General features: G+C 74.8%; 23 protein-coding genes. 14 read left to right on the forward strand and 9 right to left on the reverse strand.

Annotation, left to right across the window (positions count from 1 at the left end):
* Positions 1–69: 69 nt before the first annotated feature.
* Positions 70–372: a DUF1905 domain-containing protein gene (locus Cba03nite_RS33740; RefSeq protein WP_203755315.1), complete on the forward strand. Its 303-nt coding sequence runs from the start codon at positions 70–72 to the stop codon at positions 370–372.
* A 16-nt stretch (positions 373–388) separates the two neighbouring features.
* Here the strand turns inward: Cba03nite_RS33740 and Cba03nite_RS33745 are convergent, their stop codons facing one another.
* Positions 389–760, reverse strand: coding sequence for a hypothetical protein (locus Cba03nite_RS33745; protein ID WP_203755317.1), 372 nt, complete (start codon positions 758–760; stop codon positions 389–391).
* Positions 761–859: 99 nt separating this feature from the next.
* Here Cba03nite_RS33745 and Cba03nite_RS33750 point away from each other — a divergent pair, with 99 nt between their 5' ends.
* The 3 genes from Cba03nite_RS33750 to ggt all read left to right on the forward strand — a co-directional run bounded on the left by Cba03nite_RS33750 (position 860) and on the right by ggt (position 3,774).
* Entirely contained in the window at positions 860–1,291 is a 432-nt protein-coding gene (locus Cba03nite_RS33750; protein ID WP_203755319.1) for a protein-tyrosine phosphatase family protein, read from the forward strand.
* A gap of 78 nt (positions 1,292–1,369) precedes the next feature.
* A complete protein-coding gene (locus Cba03nite_RS33755; RefSeq protein WP_203755321.1) occupies positions 1,370–1,867 on the forward strand; it encodes an EXPERA domain-containing protein in 498 nt (165 codons plus the stop codon).
* Positions 1,868–1,956: 89 nt separating this feature from the next.
* Entirely contained in the window at positions 1,957–3,774 is a 1,818-nt protein-coding gene (ggt, locus tag Cba03nite_RS33760) for a gamma-glutamyltransferase (RefSeq protein WP_239126218.1), read from the forward strand.
* Positions 3,775–3,840: 66 nt separating this feature from the next.
* Here ggt and Cba03nite_RS33765 read toward each other — a convergent pair whose 3' ends face one another.
* Entirely contained in the window at positions 3,841–4,527 is a 687-nt protein-coding gene (locus Cba03nite_RS33765) for an alpha/beta fold hydrolase (protein ID WP_203755323.1), read from the reverse strand.
* Positions 4,528–4,676: 149 nt separating this feature from the next.
* Here Cba03nite_RS33765 and Cba03nite_RS33770 point away from each other — a divergent pair, with 149 nt between their 5' ends.
* The gene (locus Cba03nite_RS33770) at positions 4,677–5,645 is read left to right on the forward strand and encodes a helix-turn-helix transcriptional regulator (protein WP_203755325.1); all 969 of its coding nucleotides are present in this window, start codon (positions 4,677–4,679) and stop codon (positions 5,643–5,645) included.
* A gap of 89 nt (positions 5,646–5,734) precedes the next feature.
* Positions 5,735–7,144: a Na+/H+ antiporter NhaA gene (gene nhaA, locus Cba03nite_RS33775; protein WP_203755328.1), complete on the forward strand. Its 1,410-nt coding sequence runs from the start codon at positions 5,735–5,737 to the stop codon at positions 7,142–7,144.
* Positions 7,145–7,146: 2 nt separating this feature from the next.
* On the opposite strand, the gene Cba03nite_RS33780 is transcribed toward nhaA, so the two are convergent.
* From Cba03nite_RS33780 to Cba03nite_RS33800, 5 genes are read right to left on the reverse strand one after another with little or no spacing between them, the layout of a single operon-like run.
* Positions 7,147–7,650, reverse strand: a complete 504-nt coding sequence (locus Cba03nite_RS33780; protein ID WP_203755331.1) for a DsbA family protein — start codon at positions 7,648–7,650, stop codon at positions 7,147–7,149.
* Positions 7,651–7,676: 26 nt separating this feature from the next.
* A complete protein-coding gene (locus Cba03nite_RS33785; RefSeq protein WP_203755334.1) occupies positions 7,677–8,264 on the reverse strand; it encodes a GerMN domain-containing protein in 588 nt (195 codons plus the stop codon).
* Positions 8,261–9,616 (reverse strand): ATP-binding protein, encoded by a 1,356-nt coding sequence (locus Cba03nite_RS33790; protein ID WP_373315789.1) that lies wholly within the window; start codon positions 9,614–9,616, stop codon positions 8,261–8,263. The genes Cba03nite_RS33785 and Cba03nite_RS33790 overlap by 4 nt, the downstream gene beginning before the upstream one ends.
* The gene (locus Cba03nite_RS33795; protein WP_203755340.1) at positions 9,616–10,290 is read right to left on the reverse strand and encodes a response regulator transcription factor; all 675 of its coding nucleotides are present in this window, start codon (positions 10,288–10,290) and stop codon (positions 9,616–9,618) included. Before Cba03nite_RS33795 ends, Cba03nite_RS33790 begins: the two co-directional genes overlap by 1 nt.
* Positions 10,291–10,297: 7 nt before the next feature.
* Positions 10,298–11,773: a trehalose-6-phosphate synthase gene (locus tag Cba03nite_RS33800; protein ID WP_203755343.1), complete on the reverse strand. Its 1,476-nt coding sequence runs from the start codon at positions 11,771–11,773 to the stop codon at positions 10,298–10,300.
* Between the two features lie 215 nt (positions 11,774–11,988).
* Here Cba03nite_RS33800 and Cba03nite_RS33805 point away from each other — a divergent pair, with 215 nt between their 5' ends.
* The 3 genes from Cba03nite_RS33805 (at position 11,989) to Cba03nite_RS33815 (ending at position 15,872) form a co-directional block, all read left to right on the forward strand.
* A complete protein-coding gene (locus Cba03nite_RS33805) occupies positions 11,989–12,450 on the forward strand; it encodes a hypothetical protein (protein WP_203755346.1) in 462 nt (153 codons plus the stop codon).
* 106 nt (positions 12,451–12,556) lie between these two features.
* Positions 12,557–15,343 carry a CHAT domain-containing protein gene (locus tag Cba03nite_RS33810; protein ID WP_203755349.1) on the forward strand — a complete coding sequence of 929 codons (2,787 nt, stop codon included), beginning with the start codon at positions 12,557–12,559 and terminating at the stop codon, positions 15,341–15,343.
* Between the two features lie 73 nt (positions 15,344–15,416).
* Positions 15,417–15,872: a hypothetical protein gene (locus tag Cba03nite_RS33815; protein WP_203755351.1), complete on the forward strand. Its 456-nt coding sequence runs from the start codon at positions 15,417–15,419 to the stop codon at positions 15,870–15,872.
* Between the two features lie 50 nt (positions 15,873–15,922).
* Here the strand turns inward: Cba03nite_RS33815 and Cba03nite_RS33820 are convergent, their stop codons facing one another.
* Positions 15,923–16,195, reverse strand: coding sequence for a hypothetical protein (locus tag Cba03nite_RS33820; RefSeq protein WP_203755355.1), 273 nt, complete (start codon positions 16,193–16,195; stop codon positions 15,923–15,925).
* Positions 16,196–16,382: 187 nt separating this feature from the next.
* Between Cba03nite_RS33820 and Cba03nite_RS33825 the strand changes: the two genes are divergently transcribed.
* Genes Cba03nite_RS33825 through Cba03nite_RS33835 form a run of 3 tightly spaced genes read left to right on the forward strand, consistent with a single transcriptional unit; the run spans position 16,383 to position 17,827 of the window.
* On the forward strand, positions 16,383–16,781 hold the full coding sequence (locus Cba03nite_RS33825) for a MerR family transcriptional regulator (RefSeq protein WP_203755358.1): 399 nt from the start codon (positions 16,383–16,385) through the stop codon (positions 16,779–16,781).
* A complete protein-coding gene (trxA, locus tag Cba03nite_RS33830) occupies positions 16,745–17,095 on the forward strand; it encodes a thioredoxin (protein ID WP_203755361.1) in 351 nt (116 codons plus the stop codon). Before Cba03nite_RS33825 ends, trxA begins: the two co-directional genes overlap by 37 nt.
* Before the next feature lie 24 nt (positions 17,096–17,119).
* Positions 17,120–17,827: a class I SAM-dependent methyltransferase gene (locus Cba03nite_RS33835; protein ID WP_203755364.1), complete on the forward strand. Its 708-nt coding sequence runs from the start codon at positions 17,120–17,122 to the stop codon at positions 17,825–17,827.
* Positions 17,828–17,889: 62 nt separating this feature from the next.
* Here the strand turns inward: Cba03nite_RS33835 and Cba03nite_RS33840 are convergent, their stop codons facing one another.
* On the reverse strand, positions 17,890–18,636 hold the full coding sequence (locus Cba03nite_RS33840; RefSeq protein ID WP_203755367.1) for a VOC family protein: 747 nt from the start codon (positions 18,634–18,636) through the stop codon (positions 17,890–17,892).
* 106 nt (positions 18,637–18,742) lie between these two features.
* Between Cba03nite_RS33840 and Cba03nite_RS33845 the strand changes: the two genes are divergently transcribed.
* Both Cba03nite_RS33845 and Cba03nite_RS40450 read left to right on the forward strand, forming a co-directional pair.
* Entirely contained in the window at positions 18,743–19,270 is a 528-nt protein-coding gene (locus Cba03nite_RS33845) for a GNAT family N-acetyltransferase (protein ID WP_203755369.1), read from the forward strand.
* 92 nt (positions 19,271–19,362) lie between these two features.
* Positions 19,363–20,442 (forward strand): hypothetical protein, encoded by a 1,080-nt coding sequence (locus Cba03nite_RS40450; RefSeq protein WP_203755371.1) that lies wholly within the window; start codon positions 19,363–19,365, stop codon positions 20,440–20,442.
* Positions 20,443–20,618: the final 176 nt, after the last annotated feature.

Consider the following 20,618-nt stretch of genomic DNA (forward strand, 5'->3'; position numbering starts at 1 on the left):
TTACGGGCTCGGCTGCCCCCGCGGAAGGCCAGGCCGGACATTGTCGGACCGGCGTGTGATGCTGGGGCGGTGATCGTGGACTTCGAGGCCGAGCTGTGGCTGTGGGATGCCCGCCGCGACGAGAGCTGGACGTTCGTCAGCCTGCCCGCCGAGGCGTCCGAGGACGTCCGCGAGCTGGCCACCGGGCCGCGCCGTGGCTTCGGCGCGGTGCGGGTGAAGGTCACCATCGGCACCAGCACCTGGGCCACCTCGATCTTCCCGGACAGCGGGAGCGGCTGCTACGTGCTGCCGGTCAAGCGGGCCGTACGCAAGGCGCAGCGCCTCGACGTGGGCGACACCGCCGCGGTGCGGGTCGAACTCGTCGACCTCTGAGACCGCCCGGCGCGGTTCAGTAGATCCGCACCAGGGTGAGCCCGACGAAATAGGCGGCGCCCGGACAGAGCAGCAGGCCAGCGACCCAGCCGGTGAGCACGCCCAGCCCGATCCCGCCGTTGCGGCGCACCGCACCGGCGATGCCGTACCCGAGTGCGACGGTCGCCAGCACGGCCTGCCCGGAGATCAGCGCAGGGAGATACACGTCGAGTGGCGCGGGGTGCTCGCCGAAGCCGCCATCGACCGCCTCTTTCGGGTAGAGCAGGGCGAGCGGCCATGCCACCAGGATCGTCGCCAGGTGCGCGCCGAGCGCCAGTGCGATCCCGGCGCGGAGGCGGCGGCTGCGCGGTCCGGCTTCAGGCGGCGCCGGCGTTCGGCCGTGGTCCATTCACATGTCTCCTAGGCGTGGGTGCGATCAGCGTAGGGCGGTCGCGCCGGTGGGGCCATGGCCGTGCGGGGGACCGCGGCCGGTGGTTAGGGTCGGCGGATGGGTTTCTGGGAGATCGGCGCGCCGGGCGTGCTGCGGCTGCCGTCGGGGCGGTTGGTGCGCGGGCGCGGCCTGAGCCGGCCGCTGCCGGACGGGCCGCTGCCCGAGTACGGCGTCTACCTGCTCGGGCACGAGCCGCCGGGCACCGCCTGGGACGCGCGATGGGTGCGCTGGCCCGACTTCCGGCTGCCCGCCGACCCGGCCGCGCTGCCCGAGGTGCTGGCCGAGGCCCTGCGCCGGGCAGAAGGGAAGCGGGTCGAGTTCGCCTGTGCCGGTGGGCGCGGCCGGACCGGCACCGCGCTGGCCTGCCTGGCCGTGCTCGACGGGGTGCCCGCGGCCGAGGCGGTCGGCTGGGTGCGGGCCCATTACGACCGCCGGGCCGTGGAGACGCCGTGGCAGCGGCGCTTCGTCGAGCGGTTCGGAGCCGCCTGAACAGGGGTGTCGCCGGGCGGTGCCGGGCAGTACATTGCACGGCATTCGATCAACCTCGTATCGATTGAGGACACCCCCATGAGCGCCAACCTGCCCCTGCGCGAGCGCCGGATCGACGTCTTCTTCGCGGTCGTGTTCAGCGCGTTCACGATCACCTCGCTGATCGCCGACCTGATGCCGACCCTCGGCTTCGACTTCAGCGAGCCGTCGGACAACTTCATCCTCAACGCCAATCACTGGTACGCCCACGACACCGACCCGCTGTTCATGGACCCGCCGGTGTGGATGCGCATCGTGACCGGCCTGTCCGCGCTGGTCTACATGCCGTTCTACGTGGTGCTGGTATACGCGCTGCTGCGCGGCCGCAACTGGATCCAGCTCCCGGCGGTGATCTACGCGACGATGATCTCGACGATCACCGGGATCATCGTGTTCGGGGTGGAGTTCTTCGGCGAGCCGCAGTGGCAGACCCCGAACCCGGCCAAGTTCCTCGCCTTCAACCTGCCGTACGTGCTGCTCCCGCTGCTGCTCCTGGTGCGTATGCGCAAGCCGGAGCCGTTCACCCGCCGGTTCTGAGAGACTGGTGGCGGCGCGGCCGGCATGCGCTCGGCGGCGTCCCGGCATACGGTGAGGGCATCGATCTGATCCGATCCGGGAGGGAACCTGTGAGACCGCGTCACCACCGTGCGCTCGCCCTGCTCGCCGCCACCGCCCTGGCCTCGACGGTCCTCACCGCACCGGCGTACGCCGGATCGCCCTCGCCGCCGCCGTCGGCCCCGCCCAAGCAGCCGACCGCCGTCGGGTACGGCGGGGCGGTGGCCACCGTGGACGCCGACGCCACCGCGGCCGGCCTGGAAGTGCTGCGCAAGGGCGGCAACGCGGTCGACGCCGCGATCGCCGCGGCCGCCACGCTCGGGGTCACCGAGCCGTTCTCGGCGGGCATCGGCGGCGGCGGGTTCTTCGTCTACTACAGCGCCCGCGACCGGCGTGTGTACACCATCGACGGCCGCGAGACCGCGCCGATGACGATGACCGAGACCGCGTTCGTGGACCCGGCCACCGGGCTGCCGTTCGCGTTCCCGGAGGCGCGGGTCAGCGGCATCTCCGCGGGCGTGCCCGGCACCCTGGCCACCTGGGAGAAGGCGCTGCGCAGCTGGGGCACCACCGACCTGGCCGACGCGCTGCGCCCGGCGGCGAAGGTCGCCGACAAGGGCTTCCTGGTCGACAACACGTTCCGCACCCAGATCAGCGACAACGCGGCCGCGTTCGGGCAGTTCTCGTCCACGGCGGAGCTTTACCTGCCTGGCGGGCAGCCGCCCGCGGCCGGTTCGGTGTTCCGCAACCCGGACCTCGCCGACACCTACCGGCTGATCGCCCGCCACGGCACCGGCGTGTTCTACCGGGGCGCGGTGGCCCGCGACATCGTGGACACCGTGCAGCACCCGCCGGTGGCCGACGTGCCCGTCGGCACCTGGGCCTACCCGATCCGCCCCGGCACCATGGCGCTGTCCGACCTGGCGGCGTACCGGGTGCGCACGCCCGAGCCGACGCGGATCCGCTACCGCGGCTACGAGGTGTACGGCATGCCGACCCCGTCCAGCGGCGGGCAGGCCGTCGGGGAGGCGCTCAACATCCTGGAGCAGACCGACCTGAGCGCGCTGTCGCACACCGAGGCGCTGCACCACTACCTGGAGTCGAGCGCGCTCGCGTTCGCCGACCGCAACCGCTACGTCGGCGACCAGACGCCCCGGGCGCTGCTGGACGAGCTGCTGTCGGACGGGTTCGCCAAGGAGCGGGCGTGCCAGATCAACCCGGCGCAGGCGCTGGTCAAGCCGGTCGCGCCGGGTCAGCCCGACGGGACCTACACCGGCTGCGGCACGGTCGCGCCGGGCGCCGCCGTGCTGGAGGGCCAGTCGACGACCAACCTGACCGTGGCCGACCGCTGGGGCAACGTCGTCGAGTACACGCTGACCATCGAGCAGACCGGCGGCAACGGCATGGTGGTGCCGGGCCGCGGCTTCCTGCTCAACAACGAGATGACCGACTTCAACTTCACCCCGACGCAGGGCACCGCCCCGGACCCGAACCTGCCCGCTCCGGGCAAGCGGCCGCGCAGCTCGATGGCGCCGACGATCGTCCTGAAGGACGGTAAGCCGTTCCTGGCCGTGGGCACGCCCGGCGGCTCGACGATCATCACGACGGTGCTGCAGATCCTGGTGAACCGCCTGGACCTGGGCATGACCCTGCCGGAGGCGGTGGCCGCCGCGCGGGCGACGCAGCGCAACTCGGCTTCGGTGCTGGCCGAGGCGGAGTTCGCCCCGGACATCCCCGGGCTGACCGCGCTGGGTCACGTGTTCGGGCCCAGCCCGGAGATCGGGGCCGCGACCGGCATCGAGTTCCTCGGCCACGGCAGGCTGCTCGCGGCCGCCGAGCCGGTACGCCGGGGCGGCGGCGCCGCCGGAGTCGTGTGGCCGACGCCCTGACCGTGTCGTGACCGGAGCGCCGTTCCCGCACCCCCGTGCTGCGGGAACGGCGCTCCGGCCGTGCCGTCAGGCGCCGGTGGCGGCTGCGGCGATCAGGCGGGCCAGCTCGTCCGGCCGGCTGAACATGGGCCAGTGCCCGGAGTCGATGTCGGCGAAGTCGACGTGCTTGGCACGAGCGAGTTCGGGCAGGTCACCGGCGGCGATCCACTCTCGGGCCTGGTCGGGGGTGAACTCGGGGCAGATCATCAGGACCGGCACGTCGTAGCGCCGCTCGTCGGTCAGCCGTACCACGCCGGTGGCCACCTCGCCTGGGACGTCGACCATGGTGCTCGCGATGGCGGCCAGGGCCTGCTCGTCCAGGTCGGCGGTGTCCGCGCCCGCGAACGGGCCCCAGCCGGGGAACGGCATGACCCCGTTCTCCACCTCGAAGAAGGCGGCGTAGGGCTGCCCGTCGGCGTTGGGGAAGCCGCCGATGAGCGCGACCTTGGCGACCCGCTCGGGGCGGGCGTCGGCGGCCAGCCAGGCCAGGGTGCAGGCGGCCGAGTGGCCGACGACCATGGGGTTGCCGTCGGCCGCGTCGACGGCGGCGAGCACCGCCGCGACCTGGTCGTCGAGGGTGGCGTCAGTCGCGCCGTCGCCCTGGCCGGGCAGCGTGATGGGCACGGGCCGGTGGCCGAGGTCCGCCAGCGCGGGCGCGACGCCGTCCCAGGCGGAGCCGTCCAGCCACAGGCCGGCGATGAGCAGGATGTCCACGTCGGTTGCCTTTCTCCAGTGCGTTCAGATCACGTTCGGCGGCGACGGGCGAGGTCCCGGCCCCTTGAACGCGGTCACGAGCACCAACCTAGGCCCAATTCCGGACGATCGGCTTCCGGTACGCGAGGAGGTTGCCTAGTCTTCGGAACGTGTCGACCGAGACGAGCCCGACCGCGCGCGCCCTGCTCACGCTGGAGGTGCTGCAGACCCGGCCCGGCACGACCGCCACTGAACTGGCCGAACGCCTCGGCGTGACCGAGCGGGCCGCGCGCCGCTACGTCGGCATCCTGCGCGAGGCGGGCATTCCGGTCGAGTCGGCCCGCGGCCCGCACGGCGGTTATCGGCTGCGGCGCGGGGCACGGCTGCCCCCGGTGGTGTTCACCCAGGCCGAGGCGCTGGGACTGGTCATGGCGGTGCTCGACGGACATCCGGCGGCGGCCGACGCCGACGACCCGGTCGGCGCGGCGCTCGGCAAGGTGATCCAGGCGCTGCCGGAGGGGATCGGCCGCCAGGCGGCGGTGCTGCGCGAGCACGCGGCCGCCACCCCGGACCGGTATCCGGCCCGGCCCGAGCCCGCCACGACCAGCGCGCTCGTGGCCGCGTCGGCCGCGCGGCGGCGGGTGAGCGTGACCTACCGCAGCGAGAGCGGCCGGGAGTGGGACGCCGACGTGGACCCGTGGGCGGTGGTGGTCCGGCACGGGCGGTGGTACCTGCTGTGCCGTTCGCATCGCGCGGACGCGGTGCGCACCTACCGCATCGACCGGATCCGCGCCGTGCGGCAGACCGGCGGCCTGTTCGTGCCGCCGGACGATCTGGACCCGGTCGCCGCGCTGGAGGACAACCTCGGCGTCGGCTGGGAGTTCGCCGTCCGGGTGCGCTTCGATGCGCCGACGGACCAGGTGGCGCGGTGGATCCGGCCGCCCATGGGACGGCTCGAACCGGACGGGGACGGGTGCGTGCTCGTCGGCAGCACCAGCAACCCCGCGATGTACGCGCAGGAGTGGCTGGCGACGGTGCCCCTGCCGTTCCGTGTCGAGCAGGGCCCGGAGCTGCGCGCGGCGGTCGCCGAGGTCGCGGCCCGGTTCGCCGCCGCCCTGCGCCCGCCGGAGGACGCCTGAGCGGCGAGCAGGTCGGCGAAACCGCCGAGCCGGACCGGCGCCGGGCGAGATCATGACAACGTGACGGAACAGCCGATCGGGGACATGCCGTGGTGAGCCGGCCGAACACGGCCTCGCTGCCGCCGCGGCCCGGCCCGTCGCCGCGCGTGTCCATCCCGGTGCCGCACGTGTCGTTCCCGCTGCAGCGCTTCCTGGCCACCGAGGCCGGCGGCGGCCTGCTGCTGCTGATCGCCACCGTGCTGGCGCTGATCTGGGCGAACATCCCCGGCGGCGGGTACGAGGAGTTCTGGCACACCGAGGCGTCCGTGCGCGTCGGCGACCTGGCCATCGACCTTGACCTGCGGCACTGGGTCAACGACCTGGCGATGGCGCTGTTCTTCCTCACCGTCGGGCTGGAGATCAGCCGTGAGGTCACCGTGGGGGAGCTGAGACGGCCGCGCACCGTGGTGGTGCCCGTGCTGGGCGCGATCGGCGGCCTGGTCCTGCCCGCGCTGATCTACGTGGCGTTCAACCCGTCCCCGCCCGCGCTGCACGGCTGGGGCGTGCCGATCTCCACGGACACCGCGTTCCTGGTCGGCGTGCTGGCGCTGTTCGGGCCGCGCTGTCCGGACCAGCTGCGGCTGTTCCTGCTGACCCTCGCGATCGCCGACGACATCGGGGCGATTCTCGTGCTCGCCGTGTTCTACACCGACTCGGTGTCGGTGCCCGCGCTGCTGGCGGCGTTCGTGCTCACGCTGGCGCTGGTGGCGCTGCGCTGGGCCCGGGTCTGGCAGCTGCAGCCGTACGTGGTGGTCGGCATGCTGCTGTGGGTGGCGGTGTTCGTCTCGGGCGTGCACGCGACGCTGGCCGGGGTGGTGGTCGGCCTGCTGGTGCCCGCCACGCCCGTCGAGCCGGAGCAGGTCGAGCGGCTGCGCTACTTCGGCCGGGCGGTGATCGAGCGCGCCGACGCGGTGCGGGCGCGGCTGGCCGCGGCGGCCGCGCGGGCCACCGTGCCGCCCAACGACCGGCTGCAGGACGCGCTGCACCCGGTGAGCGCGTTCCTGGTGATCCCGGTGTTCGGCCTGGCCAACGCGGGCGTGCGGCTGGACGCCGAGACGGTGAGCCGGGCGATGACCTCGCCGGTGACCATCGGCATCGTGGTGGCGCTGGTGGTCGGCAAGTCCGTCGGCATCAGCATCGGCGCGGCGATCGGGCTGCGCACCGGCTGGGGCGAGCTGCCCGGCCGGGTGCGCTACGGCCACCTCCTCGGCGGCGCGCTGCTGGCCGGCATCGGCTTCACCATCTCGCTGTTCATCGCTGATCTGGCCTTCGACGACCCGCTGCTGCAGGCCGAGGCGAAGATCGGCGTGCTGGCGGGTTCGCTGCTGGCGGCGGTGCTCGGCTCGCTGGCGCTGCGCTGCCTCGGCGAGCGCCTGCCCCTGTGCACCGTCGACGACGACGAGGCCATGCCCGAGCTGCCCACCGGCCCCTGGCGCGATCCCACGCTCAGCGAGCGCTGAGGTCAGTGGTGCATCCCCAGCGCGCTGCGGAGCGCGGAGATCTCGACCTTGCCCTGGTAGAGCCGGCCGTCGGCGAAGAGGGTGGGGGTGCCGCGTACGCCCGCGGCCACGCCCGAGTTGTAGTCGGCGGCGATGGCGGGCTGGAAGGGCTGGGCGGACTCGCCGGTCACCGAGCCCACGCCCAGCATCGCGGCGTAGTTCTCCAGGTCCGGGTCGGTGAGCCGGCTCTGGTGGGCGAACAGCAGGTCGTGCATCTCCCAGAAGCGGTCACCGGCGGCCTCGGCGGCCAGCGCGGCGGTCAGCGCGAACGGGTGCACCGTGAACAGCGGGAAGTGCCGGTAGACCAGCCGCACCATACCGCCCGACTCGTCGATCAGCCGCCGCAGCACGGGCGCGGCGGCCCCGCAGTACGGGCACTCGAAGTCGCCGTACTCCACCAGCGTGATCGGGGCGTCGGCCTGGCCGTAGACGTGCCGGTCCAGGTCGACCGCGACGGTCTCGGTCACCCTGCCAGACTAGATCGACTGGGCGGTCACGCGTCGGCGATCAGCCCGGCGTAGTCGGCGGCGCGCAGCGGGTCCTGGCTCAGCGACGCGTCCGGCAGCGGCACCCCGATCGCCGCGCCCCGGCGGGTGAACACGACGCGCTCGATGCCGGCCCGGCTGGTCAGCGTGCACACGATCTGGCCGAAGGCGAGCACGTCGTCGTTGCGGCCGGTGCCCTCGATCGCGGCCGGGATCTCGACGTACGCGGTCACGCCCCAGACGTCCACCGACACCACCACGTCGCTGCCGGCCAGCGCGCTGCGCAGCCCGCGAGCCTGCTCGGCCTCGGTCGGCCCGGCCAGCAGGTCGGCCAGCAGGTGCTGCGGATCGGGCTCGCGGGGCAGCCGCCGCTGCACCGCGACCAGCGCACCGTCCCGCACCAGGTAGAGCCGCTCGGACGCAGGCCCGGAGGCGGCGACGGCCGGGGCGGTGGACGGGGTGCGGCCGGGCACGGGCTGCTCGATGACGCGCGGCGCGTCCTCGGTCGGCACCCCGCATCCGGCCGCGCCCGCCGTCGTGGCCAGGAGCAGCGCCGCGAGCAGCGAGCGCCACCGCGCGTTCCGGTAGCCGGTCATGAGGGCACCCGGGGCAGGACGACCTCGAAGCGGGCCCCGCCGCCGGGCCGGTCGGCGACCCCGGCCCGGCCGCCGTGCGCTTCGGCGTGCTGGGCGACCAGTGCCAGTCCCAGGCCGGTGCCGTCGCCGTCGCCGCGGGCGCCGGAGCGGCCGCGCACGAACCGGTCGAAGATCGCCTCCCGGTCGTCGGGGCTGACCCCCGGGCCGTCGTCGTCGACCTGGATCAGGTAGGCGCCGTCGCGGCGGGCCAGCCGCACCGCGACCACCCCGCCGCCGTGGCGCTGCGCGTTGTCGAGCAGGTTGGCCAGGATCTGCTCGATGCGGCGGCGGTCCACCTGCCAGATCGCGTCGGTGGCCGGAGCGGTGCCGACGAGATCGGGCGGCAGCCCGCGCGCCTGGCACAGCCGCCGGGCCAGCGCGGGCACGTCCACGGCCGCGCGGTCGGCGTGGCGGTCGCTGCGGGACAGTTCGATCAGGTCGGTGACCAGCACCTGGAACCGGGCCACCTCCTCGGCCAGCAGGGCGGCCGCGGTCGCGGTGCGCTGGTCGAGGTGCGCCCGGCGGCGGGCCAGCACGCTGGCCGCGTTGGCCAGGGTCTGCAGCGGCGAGCGCAGCTCGTGGCTGACGTCGGCGGCGAACCGGCGGTCGCGCTCCATGCGCCGGGAGAGCTGGTCGACCATCAGGTTGAACGAGGTGGTGAGCCGTTCCAGCTCCGGTTCGGCGGCCGGGTCGAGCCGGGTGCTGTGGTCCCCGGCGGCGATCTCGCGGGCGGCGTCGGCGATGGAGGTGAGCGGGCGCAGCACCCGCCGGGCGGCCCACGAGCCCAGCAGCGCCCCGGCCCCGGTCGTGACGGCCGCGACCATGGTCAGCACCAGTGCCAGCACCTTCAGCGAGCGGTCCAGCTCCCGCATGAAGTCGACCTCGTAGAGGTAGGTGTCGCCGCTCAGCGGCATCGCGACGACCATGGCCGGGGTGCCCGCGACGCGCACCCGCTGGATCGCCGGGCGGCCCTGCTCGGCGAGGCCGACCAGCTCCACGGGGATGTCCTCGATGGTGTTCGCGGTGTCGGCCTTGCTGGAGTACCAGCGCCCGTCGCGGCGGATCAGCGCACGCCGGTTGGGGCCGGTGTCCAGCGAGCTGAGCGCGGCCAGCGCGTCCGGCGGCTCGGCGTCCAGGCCGGCCGCCACGATCCGGGCGTCCTGCGCCACCGCGCGCACCGCCGACGCCTCCCGCTCGGCCAGCAGGAAACGCTCCGTGAGCTGGTACGACAGCACCCCCACCACGGTGGACGCGCCCAGCGCCCCCACCGCGAAGCCCGCGGTGACCCGTGCCCGCAGCCCCGGCCGCCGGATCATCGCTGCAGTTTGTAGCCGAGGCCGCGTACGGTCACCAGCCGCGCGGGGGCGCCCGGGTCGTCCTCCAGCTTGTGCCGCAGCCGTCCGACGTGGACGTCGACCAGGCGCTCGTCGCCGAAGTCGTACTCCCACACCCGTTCCAGCAGCTGCTGGCGGGACAGCACCTGCCCGGCGTGCTCGGCCAGCTCGCACAGCAGCCGGAACTCGGTGCGGGTCAGCGCCAGCGGCTGCCCGCGCAGCAGCACCTCGCCCGCCTGCGGGCGGATCTCCAGCTCGCCGATCAGCGTGGCGCGCGGACCGGCGCCGGCGGCCCGCGCCCGGCGGCGCAGCGCCCGCAGCCGGGCGGTCAGCTCCTTGGTGGCCACCGGCTTGACCACGTAGTCGTCGGCACCTGCCTCCAGCGCGGCCACGATGTCGTGCGTGTCGTCGCGGGCGCTGACCACCACGATCGGCACGTCGTCGGCGCGGCGCAGCTCGCGGATGCACTCGAAGCCGTCGATGCCGGGCAGCATCAGGTCCACCAGCACCGTGTCGGCGGGCTCGCGCCGCTGGCGCAGCAGGCCCTCCTCCGCGGTGGCCGCGGCGTGCACCGTGTATCCCTCGTCCTCCAGCGCCAGGGTCAGCGAGAGGCGGATACGGTCGTCGTCTTCGATGACCAGTACGGCAACCATCCCCGCATCATCGCCCGGCGGCCCGGCGCGCGGCCAGTGGCAGCCAGCCCGGCTCGTGCCCGCCGGGGCGGGTGTGGCCGGGCGCGGCGGGCAGCCGCCGGGTGCGGGTGGCACGTGCCCCGGTCGTGGCCGGGCCGGGCAGCGGACCGGCGTCGGGCAGCGCCGCGCCGCGCGCGCGGACCGCGTACAGCAGGCGCTGTGCCCAGGTCTCCGGCGCGACGGGCGGGTCCGCGTCGCGGGCCAGCGGCGCGGGGCCCCGCAGTCCGGCGGCGCGCGCGACGGCCTCGGCGTAGGCGACGGTGTCGTGCGGGTTGACCACGATCGCGCCCGGCAGCGCGCCCGAGGTGCTGCTCGACTCGCTGGTCACGACGGTCGCGCCCAGGTCGCCGTGGGCGGCGGCGAACTCGTGGGCGGCGGCCACGGCGCCGTGGTGGGTCGGCGTGGCCAGCATCCCGTCGCAGGCGAGATAGAGCGCGGTGAGGTCACGGCGGTCCGGATCGCTGCGTACGTAATGGACGACCGCCTGCCCGACGCTGGCGTGACTGCCGTTGATCTTCGCGATGAGGCGCTCGGTCCGCTCGCGCTGGGCGTGCTCGGCCGGCGTACGCGGCTGCCCGCATGCCACGTGCAGCAGCGTGACGGTGCCCGGGGCCGGGCGGTGCCGGGCCAGGAAACGATCGAAGGCGTGCAGGCGCTGCTCGACGCCGTCGGCGGGATCCCAGCCCGCCACCGACAGCAGCACCGGGCCGGTCACCCGCAGCGCCGCTCGCAGCCGTGCGGCCAGGGCCTGCACCTGCGGTGACGCGGCGAGCCGGCGGACCGCGGCGGTGTCGGCGGGCAGCGGGTACGCGACCACGCGCACCCCGCGGTGCCCGGCGGCGATGCGATCGTCGCGGACCGGCAGGCCGTGCACCCGCCCGGCCAGGTCCAGCAGGTTGTCCACGGCGCGCGGGTGGGGCAGGGCGACCACGTCCGCGCCGAGCAGCCCGGACAGCAGTGCCCGGTGCTCGGGCAGCCGGGCGTAGGTCTCCGCGGGCGGGAACGCGCAGTGCAGCTGTACCGCGATGGTGAGGTCGGGCCGCAGGCGGCGCAGCATGCGGGGCAGCAGCTGCAGCTGATGGCCGTGCACCCACACGGTCGCGGCCCCGGCGGCCGAGGAGGCCACCGCGGCGGCGACGCGGCGGTTGACGGACAGGTAGCTCTCGAACCAGCCGGGCGGGAAGTCGGCGGGCTGGTGATGGTCGAGGGAGTGCAGCAGGCGTGCGCCCAGTGCCGCGGCGTCCGCGCCGGGCGGCGGCGCGACCCCGATCACGCCCTCGCCCGCGCCCCTGCCGCAGGCCGGTGCCCAGGCGCCGGACTGTGCCGCGACCAGCGGCCGGAGCGACGCGAGCGCGGCGTCGACGGGCTCGCGGGCGTCGTCGGGATCGGTCGGCGGCAGCCGGTCGGCCGCCACGACGAGGCCGTACCGTCGCCCACGCGTCATCGCGCACCTCCCGTGGCTGGGGAATCGAGGATTCCCGGACGGTACGGCGGTAATCCCGCGGATTCATGACAGTTGTGTGACAGATCCGTTCACGCACGTTCCGTCTCGGATTCACGCCCGGGCGGGCGTACGCCTACCGGGGGATCCCGCCGGGTGGGGCGGGCCGGTAGCGTCGGTCCCGGTCCCCGTATCGGGAGGTATCGGAATTGTCAGGCATGCCATTGCACGACCTGCGCCGCGTGCCCGACGAGACGCTGTTCGTCCGGCTCACCGTGCTGCACCGGGAGTTCCCCGCCGACTTCGACGCCGAGGACTACGACTACCGCCGTGCCATCTGGGAAGCGGCGACCAAGGCGCTGCAGGCCGAGATCCGCCGCCGCCGGGCCGCGCCGCCCGCCTGGTGGATCGCCGAGCACGGCGAACCCGCCGCGATCCGGCAGCGGCGCTTCGGCACGATCACGGTGTACCTGGTCGCCGGGGCGATGGCGGTGGTGGCCTCGGGCCTGCCCGCGCTGTCGGTGCTGCTCATGCTGACCGTCGCGGTCAGCGGTGCCGCCTGGCTGGTCCCCGAGGTGCTGCGCAATCACCGCCAGACCTTCCTGCGGCCCATCCCGCGCCCGCGCATCCCCCCCGCGGTGACCGCCCCTCCGTCCGGCCGCCGCCACCCGGCCACGTAGTCTGCACAATGTGGACGGACGGTCTGCCGACACTCCTCATGCGAGGGAACAGGCCAGTTCGGGCGCGCGGTAGCGTCAGCGCCACGGGGCCGTTCGAGGAGGTTGTGTGGGCATCGGCGGTGCCGATCCGGTGGGCGAGATCGCCCGCATCGTCGCGGACCTGCACGTACGCGACCTGGTGCAGGCGTACGACGTCGACTACGACGTGCCCTTCCGGCACGGCCTGGCCGGCGGCGTGCTCCAGCTGAAGCAGGCGTTCCGGCCGGTGCCCGGCGCGGGCGCGGGCCGCCTGGCACGCCGCGTCGGCGCCTACTGGTGCGACATCGTGCGCGCCGACGTCGAGCTGGACCTCCAGCAGGGCCTGGCCCTGGTCGACGCGTCGCGCGCGGACGCCGCCCGGCTCACCGAGCTGCTCGATCCCTCCGATGAGGACCTGTTCCCGGCGTACGCGGCGGCCCGCTGGCACGACGGCGCGGGCCGGGTGCTCTACCGCAGCGGCAGCCACGCCCGGGGGCGTATGCACTTCACCACCGGCCTGGAGGTCGCCGAGCGGCACGGCCTGTGGTGGTGCCTGCCCGACCAGCGCTCCAACGTGCTGCGGGCGCGGCTGGAGGAGGCCCGCCAGGCCGCGCCGGAGGTGATGGCCCGGCGCACCGCCGAGATCATCGCGGAGATGGCCGCCGAGGCGGCGCGCTGCGAGCAGGCCGCCGACGAGGCCGGGGTGCCGCGCGACGGGAACGCCCTGCCGCTGGACCGCCGCTGGCGGGAGTTCCTGCGCGGCTACTCCAACGTGCTGCACAACCTGTCGTTCGCGCTGCACCACGACCGGCAGCCGGTGGCGGCGCTGGGCCGGTCGCTGCGCTCGCTGGCCGTCTCGGAGGCGCTGGGGGACAGCTACCGCCAGGCGCAGTCGCTGAACCACCAGGCGATCGTCATCGGCGCGCACCACGTGGCGCTCCACCGTGATCCGGCGGAGGCGGACGCGCTCTACCGGCGCATCCTGCACCTGCGCTGGGCGCGCGGGCGCCGCATCGCCCAGCAGCAGCTGGCCCGGCGCAAGGGCGGCTTCGAGGGCGCCGCGGAGCTGGCCGGGCTCCTGGCCGAGCTGGCCGCCGAGTCGGCCGCCACCGGCGGCGCCGCCGGTCTGGACATCGACCTGCGCTCCTTCACGGTCTCCTGCTACCAGGGCGTCTCCGCCGGGCTGCCGGACACCGAGGAGGGCCGGGCGGCCCGCGCCGACGCGGCCGGGCGCGAGCTGGAGATGGCCCGTTCGGTGCGGCAGGTCATCGCGCTGCCTGCGTACAAGCGGGCGTACGGCGGCGCGGTGCGGCCGGTGTACTCGCGGCGTATCGCGCACCTGATCGAGCAGCCCGCCACCGGCTCCGGCGACCGTGACCGCTACGAGGAGATCCTGTCGCTGACCGAGGAGTCGTCCGGCCGCGAGCTGCTCGACCTCATGTCGACGGCGGCCCTGCCGCAGCTGGACCTCGCTGAGGACGAGGAGGCCGCCCCGGCCGACGGGTCTGGGAGCGAGGCGGCCGGTGGCTCCGGCGAGGCGGCGCAGGCGGTGCCGTCTGCCAGGGGGCAGGCGGCGGCTGCGCAGCCGCGGGCCGAGCAGCCGGGAGGCGACGAGCCCGAGTCCGAGCAGCCCGAGAGCGACGGGACCCGCGGCGGGCGCCGCGACGGGCTGCGCCGCGCCGCCGACCCGGCGGAGGTGGAGGCCGACCGGGTCGCGCTGCTGGAGCGGGAGAGCCGGTTCGAGGAGCAGTTCCTGCGCCGCCCGCTGGAGGCCGCGCCGCACGACCCGGACGTGGCCCGCCGGGCGGAGATGTTCGTCATCAACCACCCCGGCACCGCACTGGTCCGCTACTTCACCTACGGGCAGGGCGCGGGCCTGACGCTCGGCGCCTTCGTGATCCGCGACGGGCTGCGCCGCCCGGTGGTGTGCGGGCCGTACGCGCCGGTGCAGGAGCTGATCAACGAGCTGGCCGCGCGGCGCTCGCCGCGCGAGGAGCACAGCCGCCGCATCTGGCGGCTGCTGGTGGAGCCGCTGCTGGGCGACCTCGGCGACCCGTCCACGCTGGACCACCTGGTGGTGGTGCCGACCGACGGCCTGTTCTCGCTGCCGCTGCACATCGCCTCCCCGGACGGGTACGCACCGGGTTCGGTGCCGCTGGGCGCGCAGGTGCCACTGTCGCTGTCGGTGAGCGTGACCGCGTTCGTCACCCGCGGCCGTTACCTGCTGCGCCGCCAGCGGGTCAGCGGCAGCGACGACCTGGCCGCGCTGGTCGTGGACGATCCAGTGATCAGCGGTAAGGAGCTGGTCGGCACCGGCTGGCCGGAGCACCGGATGCTGGTCGCCGGGCGGCTGCCCAAGGGGCTCGGCGTGGACGTGCGGCGGCACCGTGCCGACTGGGACGGCCTGGCCGCCGCGGTCGGCACCCGCCCGGAGTTCTTCGTGTACGCCGGGCACGGCCGCTATCTCGCCGAGTACGGCGAGCTGGGCCCGTTCCTGCAGATCGACGACCGGCACGGGCGGCCGGACCGGCTCACCCCGTTCGACGTGGCGCTGCGGCTGCGGCTGGCCGGCAACCGGCTGACCATCCTCGGCGCGTGCCTGGCCGGGCAGGGCGCGCAGACCACCGGCGGAGATGTGGTCGGGTTCGTGCGCTCGTTCATCGCCGCCGGTGCGGGCGCGCTGGCCCTGCCGCTGTGGCGGGTGCTGGACGGGGCGATGGCCGAGACCGGGCGCCACCTGCTGGCGAGCAGCCGGGCCGCCGTCACGCAGGACGGGGTGTTCGACGTGGTCCGGGCGCTGCACGAGCACTACCGCGCGACGGTCGCCGAGGGGGACGGCTGGATCGAGTTCATGCCGCTGGCCCTGTACACCTGACAGACCCGCCGAGCACGGCGGGGCGGGGGCCGGCCGGGTTCGGCACGTACCGACTATCTGGAGTGGATCCCCTGTGAGCAGGATGGTTCTGGACGACCTGTCCGACGACGAGCTGGCGGAGCTGACGGCGCTGGCCGAGCAGCACGACGTGGAGCTGATGCGGGAGGGCGACCGGGGCGAGCCGGTCACCATCGCGATCCTGGTGGGCAGCGCGCTGGCGATCGGCGCGGTGATGCACGAGTTCGAGCGGCGCAAGGGCGGTCAGGTGATCGACCTGCGCCCGGACGCGCCGAAGCCGGCCTACCGCGACAAGGACCTGCAGTACGGCCTGGTCATGATCCGTTCGGCGGACGGCGTGGTCCGGGTGGAGGTGCACGAGCCCAAGGGCATGCTGGGGCAGGTCCTTGACGCGATCAACGGCATCGTGGGCACGCTGACCGGCCAGGAGCCGGACGGCCTGCTGCAGCAGCTGCAGAACGCCGTCGGCGACCGCGCCACGGTCACCCGGGATCCCCGCGACCAGCCCTGAGCTTTCCGGCCGTGACCGAAGCTCTCGCCACCCTGTGCCGGGAGCTTCGGTCAGGCCAGCGCGTTGCGGTTGGCGGGCCGGACCGGCAGGCGCCGCCAGTTGCGGCGCGTCGTGCGGCGGCGCAGCGGGACGACGACCGCCCGGCGGCGCAGCCCGGTCCGCAGCACCCGCACCTGGCGGCGTACGCCGCGGGCCAGCTCCCGCCCGGTGCGCAGCCGCCGCCCGGCGTCGGCCCGCAGCCGGTCGGCGCGGCGGCGCAGCACGAGCAGCACCACGTACGCGCCCGCCAGCACGCCGCCGAGCACGACCTCCGACGCCGCCATCCGTGCCGCCCCTCCCGAGTGCCTGCGAACGGTGTCCCCCCATCGCACCAACGACAAACACCGATGGCGGTTGTTTCCTTCCCGAGAACGGTTCGCGGGGTCACCCGGGCGGCGTGACGGGGCGCACTCTTGCCCTGACACCGGCGGCAATGTTTAGCGTGGTCCGGGACAGGGGTGAGGGGGACGGATGCGGATCGGCGAGCTGGCCCAGCGGGCCGGGACGAGCACCCGGACGCTGCGCTACTACGAGGAGCACGGGCTGGTCCGCTCGCAGCGGGCGGCCAACGGCTACCGGGCCTTCGACGAGGCGGAGCTGCGGGTGGTCCGGGAGATCCGGGAGCTGCTCGCGATCGGGTTCGACCTGGAGGACATCCGGCCGTTCGTGGCGTGCCTGCGCGCCGGGCACGACTCCGGCGGGGTCTGCCCGGACTCGGTGGCGGTGCTGCGCCGCAAGCTGGCCGAGGTCGACGCGTACCTCGACCGGCTCGGTGCGGTGCGCGAGCAGCTGCACGGCCAGCTCACCCAGGCGATCGCCCGACGGGAGAAGGCATGTCCGAGAAGATCCAAACCGCCGACGGGGTCCTGACCGTCACCGACGACACGTTCGCCGAGCTGGTGTTGCGTGCCGAGCGGCCGGTGCTGCTGGACGTGTGGGCCGAGTGGTGCCCGCCGTGCAAGGCCATCTCGCGCACGCTGGCGGAGCTGTCCGCCGAGTTCGCCGGCCGGATCACGGTGGCCGCGCTCGACGCCGACGCCAATCCGGCGACCGCGCGGGCGTACCGCGTGCTGTCCATGCCGACGCTGCTGGTGTTCCGCGGCGGAGAGGTCGTCGCGTCGTCGGTCGGCGCCCGGCCGAAGGCGGCGCTGCGCGAGTTCCTGGAGCGGCACGCCACCGCCTGACCTCGGCTTTGACATGATCAGCTGATGGGGCAGGCGTACGCGGTCACCGCCGAGTTCTACGACCTCCTGCAGGCGGCCGAGCAGCTCGGCGTGACCGAGCGCCTGCTGGACCGCTGGCTCGGGCAGCCCGAGGTCGGCGTGCTCGACGTCGGCGCGGGCACCGGCCTGGCCACCGCCCGGCTCGCCGCCCGCTGCGCCGTGCTGGTGCACGCGGTGGAACCCGCGGCAGGGATGCGGGCGGTGCTGCTCAGCCGGCTCGCCGGGCAGCCCGACCTGCTGGCCCGGGTGCGGGTGCACGCCCGCGGGGTGCAGGAGCTGGGGCTGCGCCGGGTCGCGGACTTCGGCTGGTGCCTGAACACCATGGCGGGCCTGGCCGCCGACGAGCGCGCCGGGGCCCTGGCCGCGCTGGCCGGCGCGCTGGTGCCGGGCGCGCGCCTGGTGGTGCAGCGCCCGCCCTCCGAGGCTGCCGACGCCCGCCGGGACCTGCCGTCCTGGCGACTCGGCGGTGACCTCTACACCGGCGAGGTGACGACGGTCCGTACCGGCCCGCGCGGGGTGCGCTGGCGCTTCGACTACCGGGTCAGCCGCGACGGGGCGCTGGTGCGGGAGGCGTCCGAGGTGTTCGACGGCCACCTGGCCAGCGAGCCCGAGTTCGACGCCGAGCTGGCCGCCGCCGGGTTCGCCGTGGTCGCCGCCGACACCCCGGACATCGTCGTCGCCCGGCGCAGCTGAAACCCGGCGGGGTTAGGAAGGTGCCCTTCCTCTACGGAAAACGATAAGAAGGTGCCCTTCCTTTACCAGGTGAGGATGCCGAAGAGGCCGCCCTGGGGGTCGGTGAGGATGGCGAGGCGGCCGTCGGAGTAGTCGCCGCGCATCATCTGGACGGCGCCCAGCTCGATGGCGCGGTCGGCACTGGCGTCGGTGTCGGCGACGCCGAAGTACGGCATCCAGTGCGAGGGCATGCCCGCCGCGCCGGGGGGTTCGAAGATGCCGCCGACGGGCTGGCCGGCGACCGAGATCACCGAATACACCTCGCCGCCCATGTCGCGGTCCTCGTGGCTCATCGCGAAGACCGCGCCGTAGAACTCCTTCGCGCCGGCCGGGTCCGGCGTGTACAGCTCCACCCAGCTCAGCGCGCCGGGCTCGCGCATGATGCCGACGCCGTCGTGCGAGCCCGGCTGCCAGGTGGAGAAGAACGCCCCGGCCGGGTCGGTGAAGACGGCGAGGGTGCCCTGCTCCATCACCGCGTCCGGCGGCACGATCACCTTGCCGCCGCTCGCCTCCACGCGCCCGGCCGTGGCCGCCGAGTCCTCCGTGCCGAAGTAGACCGCCCACGACGTGCCCCGGGCCGCGTCCGTGGCCGGGCCGATCCCGGCGGCCATCCGGCCGTCCTTGGTGAAGAAGCCGTAGCCGCCCGCCTCCGGGCCGAGATCCTGGTGCGCCCAGCCGAACAGCGCGCCGTAGAACGCCACCGCACCGGCTATGTCGGTCGTGCCGAGGTCCACCCACCGCGGGGCGCCCGGCTGATGTGTCAGCGTCATGGCCCCATCCTCACCCGCGTCGCCGGTGTGACGGCCGAGGTGACGGCCGTGTCATGTGACGGGTTCCCGCTGTTCGCGGTGGGCCGGTTCGCTAGCGTGAGCGTTCATGGACGACACGGGGGTCACGATCCGGATCGCGGGCGCGGAGGCGATCGACGCGCTGGAGCCGCTGTGGCTGTCCCTGCACGAGCATCACCGCCGGATCGCACCCGACCTGGTGATGTACGCCGACGAGCGGTCCTGGCCGCTGCGCCGCGACCTGTACCGGCGCTGGATCACCGAGCCGGGCTCGTTCGTCCTGCTCGCCGAGGATGGGCCGGAGCTGGTCGGGTACGCCTTCACGCACGTCTTCGACGGCCCGGACGACACGTGGGTCTCCGGGGACCGGATCGCCGAGCTGGAGACGCTGTCGGTGGCGGCGAGCCACCGGGGCCGGGGTGTGGGCACCCGCCTGCTCGACGCCGTCGACGCCCGCCTGTCCGAACTGGGCGTCACGGATCTGTACATCTCGACGCTGGCCGACAACCACGCCGCCGCGCGCGTGTACGAGCGGCGCGGCCTGCGCCCGCTGATGGTCAAGTACGCGCGCCTCGCCGCGTCGCCGCGCTTCAGGTCCGGCCACGACCGCGCGTAGGCACGTTTTCGCAGGTCACGGGTGTGGCGATGCCGGACGGGTCGATGTCTCCGCCATAGGATCTTGCCGATCCTGAGGAAAGGTGACATCTGGTGAAAAAGTCGGATCGGGTGGTCGCGGTCGCCGCGACGCTGCTCGCCGCGACCCTGACCGTGCCGCTGGGCGGCGCCGCGTCCTGGGGCGCTCGCGCGGCCGGGGAACAGGTCTACGCGTCGGCGGGCACGTACACCTTCGACATGCCGGGCGGCACGGCGGTGACGCTAGAGCTGTGGGGCGCGGGCGGCGGCGGGGGCGGCGGCTACGCGGGCGGCGCGGGCGGCGGCGGTGGGGGCGGCGGCAAGTCGCTGTTCACCCGGGGCGGTGGCGGCGGCGCCGGGGGCAGTTCCGGCGGCGGCGGGGCGGGCGGCGGCTCGGGCGGCGCGGGCCAGTACGTGCGCTGCGAGCTGCCCGCCGACCTGCCCGCGACGCGGCTGTCCATCGTGGTCGGCCGGGGCGGCAGCGGCGGCCGGGGCGCGGCGGGCGCGACCGGCGGAGCCCCGAGCGCACCGGGCGGCAACGGCAATGCGGGCCAGACCGCCGAGCCGGGCGCCGAGGGCGGCGACGGCGCCCTCACCGAGGTGAACGTGCTGCTCAACGGCGTACCGCTGCTGCTCGCCCAGGCCGCGGGCGGCAGCGGGGGACAGGGCGGCCGCAAGTTCTCCAACGGCGGACCGGGTGGCATGGACGCCACCGGCAGCCGTCCCGGCACCTCCCGCCCCGGCGGCCTGGGCAGCACCGCGCCCGGCGACGGCGGCGCGGGCGGCACGATGACCGTGGCGACGGCGAGCCTGTGCACCGCCGAGGACGGCTCGGCGGGCGAGCCCGGCAAGGCGGGCACCACCGGCGCGGCGGGCGGCTCGGGCGCGGACGGCGCGTCCAGCGGCGACGGCGGCGCGGGCGGCACCGGCGCGACCGTGACCGGCTCCGGCGGCGCGGGCGGGCCTGCCCCCGACGCCGAGCACGGCGCGGGCGGTGCGGGCGGCTCCGGTGGCGCGGGCGGCCGGGGCGGCGACGGCGGCCGCGGCGCCTACCACCGCAGCCTCGCAGCCGAGGGCGGCTCCGCCGGCGGCAGCTCCCGCCCCGGCGCCACCGGCACCCCCGGCACCGACGGCTACGCCCGCCTCACCTGGTAAAAGAAAGGAAGGGCACCTTCTTAACGCTATGCGTATAAGAAGGTGCCCTTCCTAACGTGCGTCGTCTGTCGCGGCAGAAAGTTCCCGGCAAAGTGGTGAGGATGCACACGAACGTGGGGGAACCGCCGGTGCGGCGGCGGCGACTCGTGTGTCGCGGCGGTCCTGCCCGGACGCCG

It is taken from the genome of Catellatospora bangladeshensis, from assembly GCF_016862575.1.
GTDB lineage: Bacteria > Actinomycetota > Actinomycetes > Mycobacteriales > Micromonosporaceae > Catellatospora > Catellatospora bangladeshensis.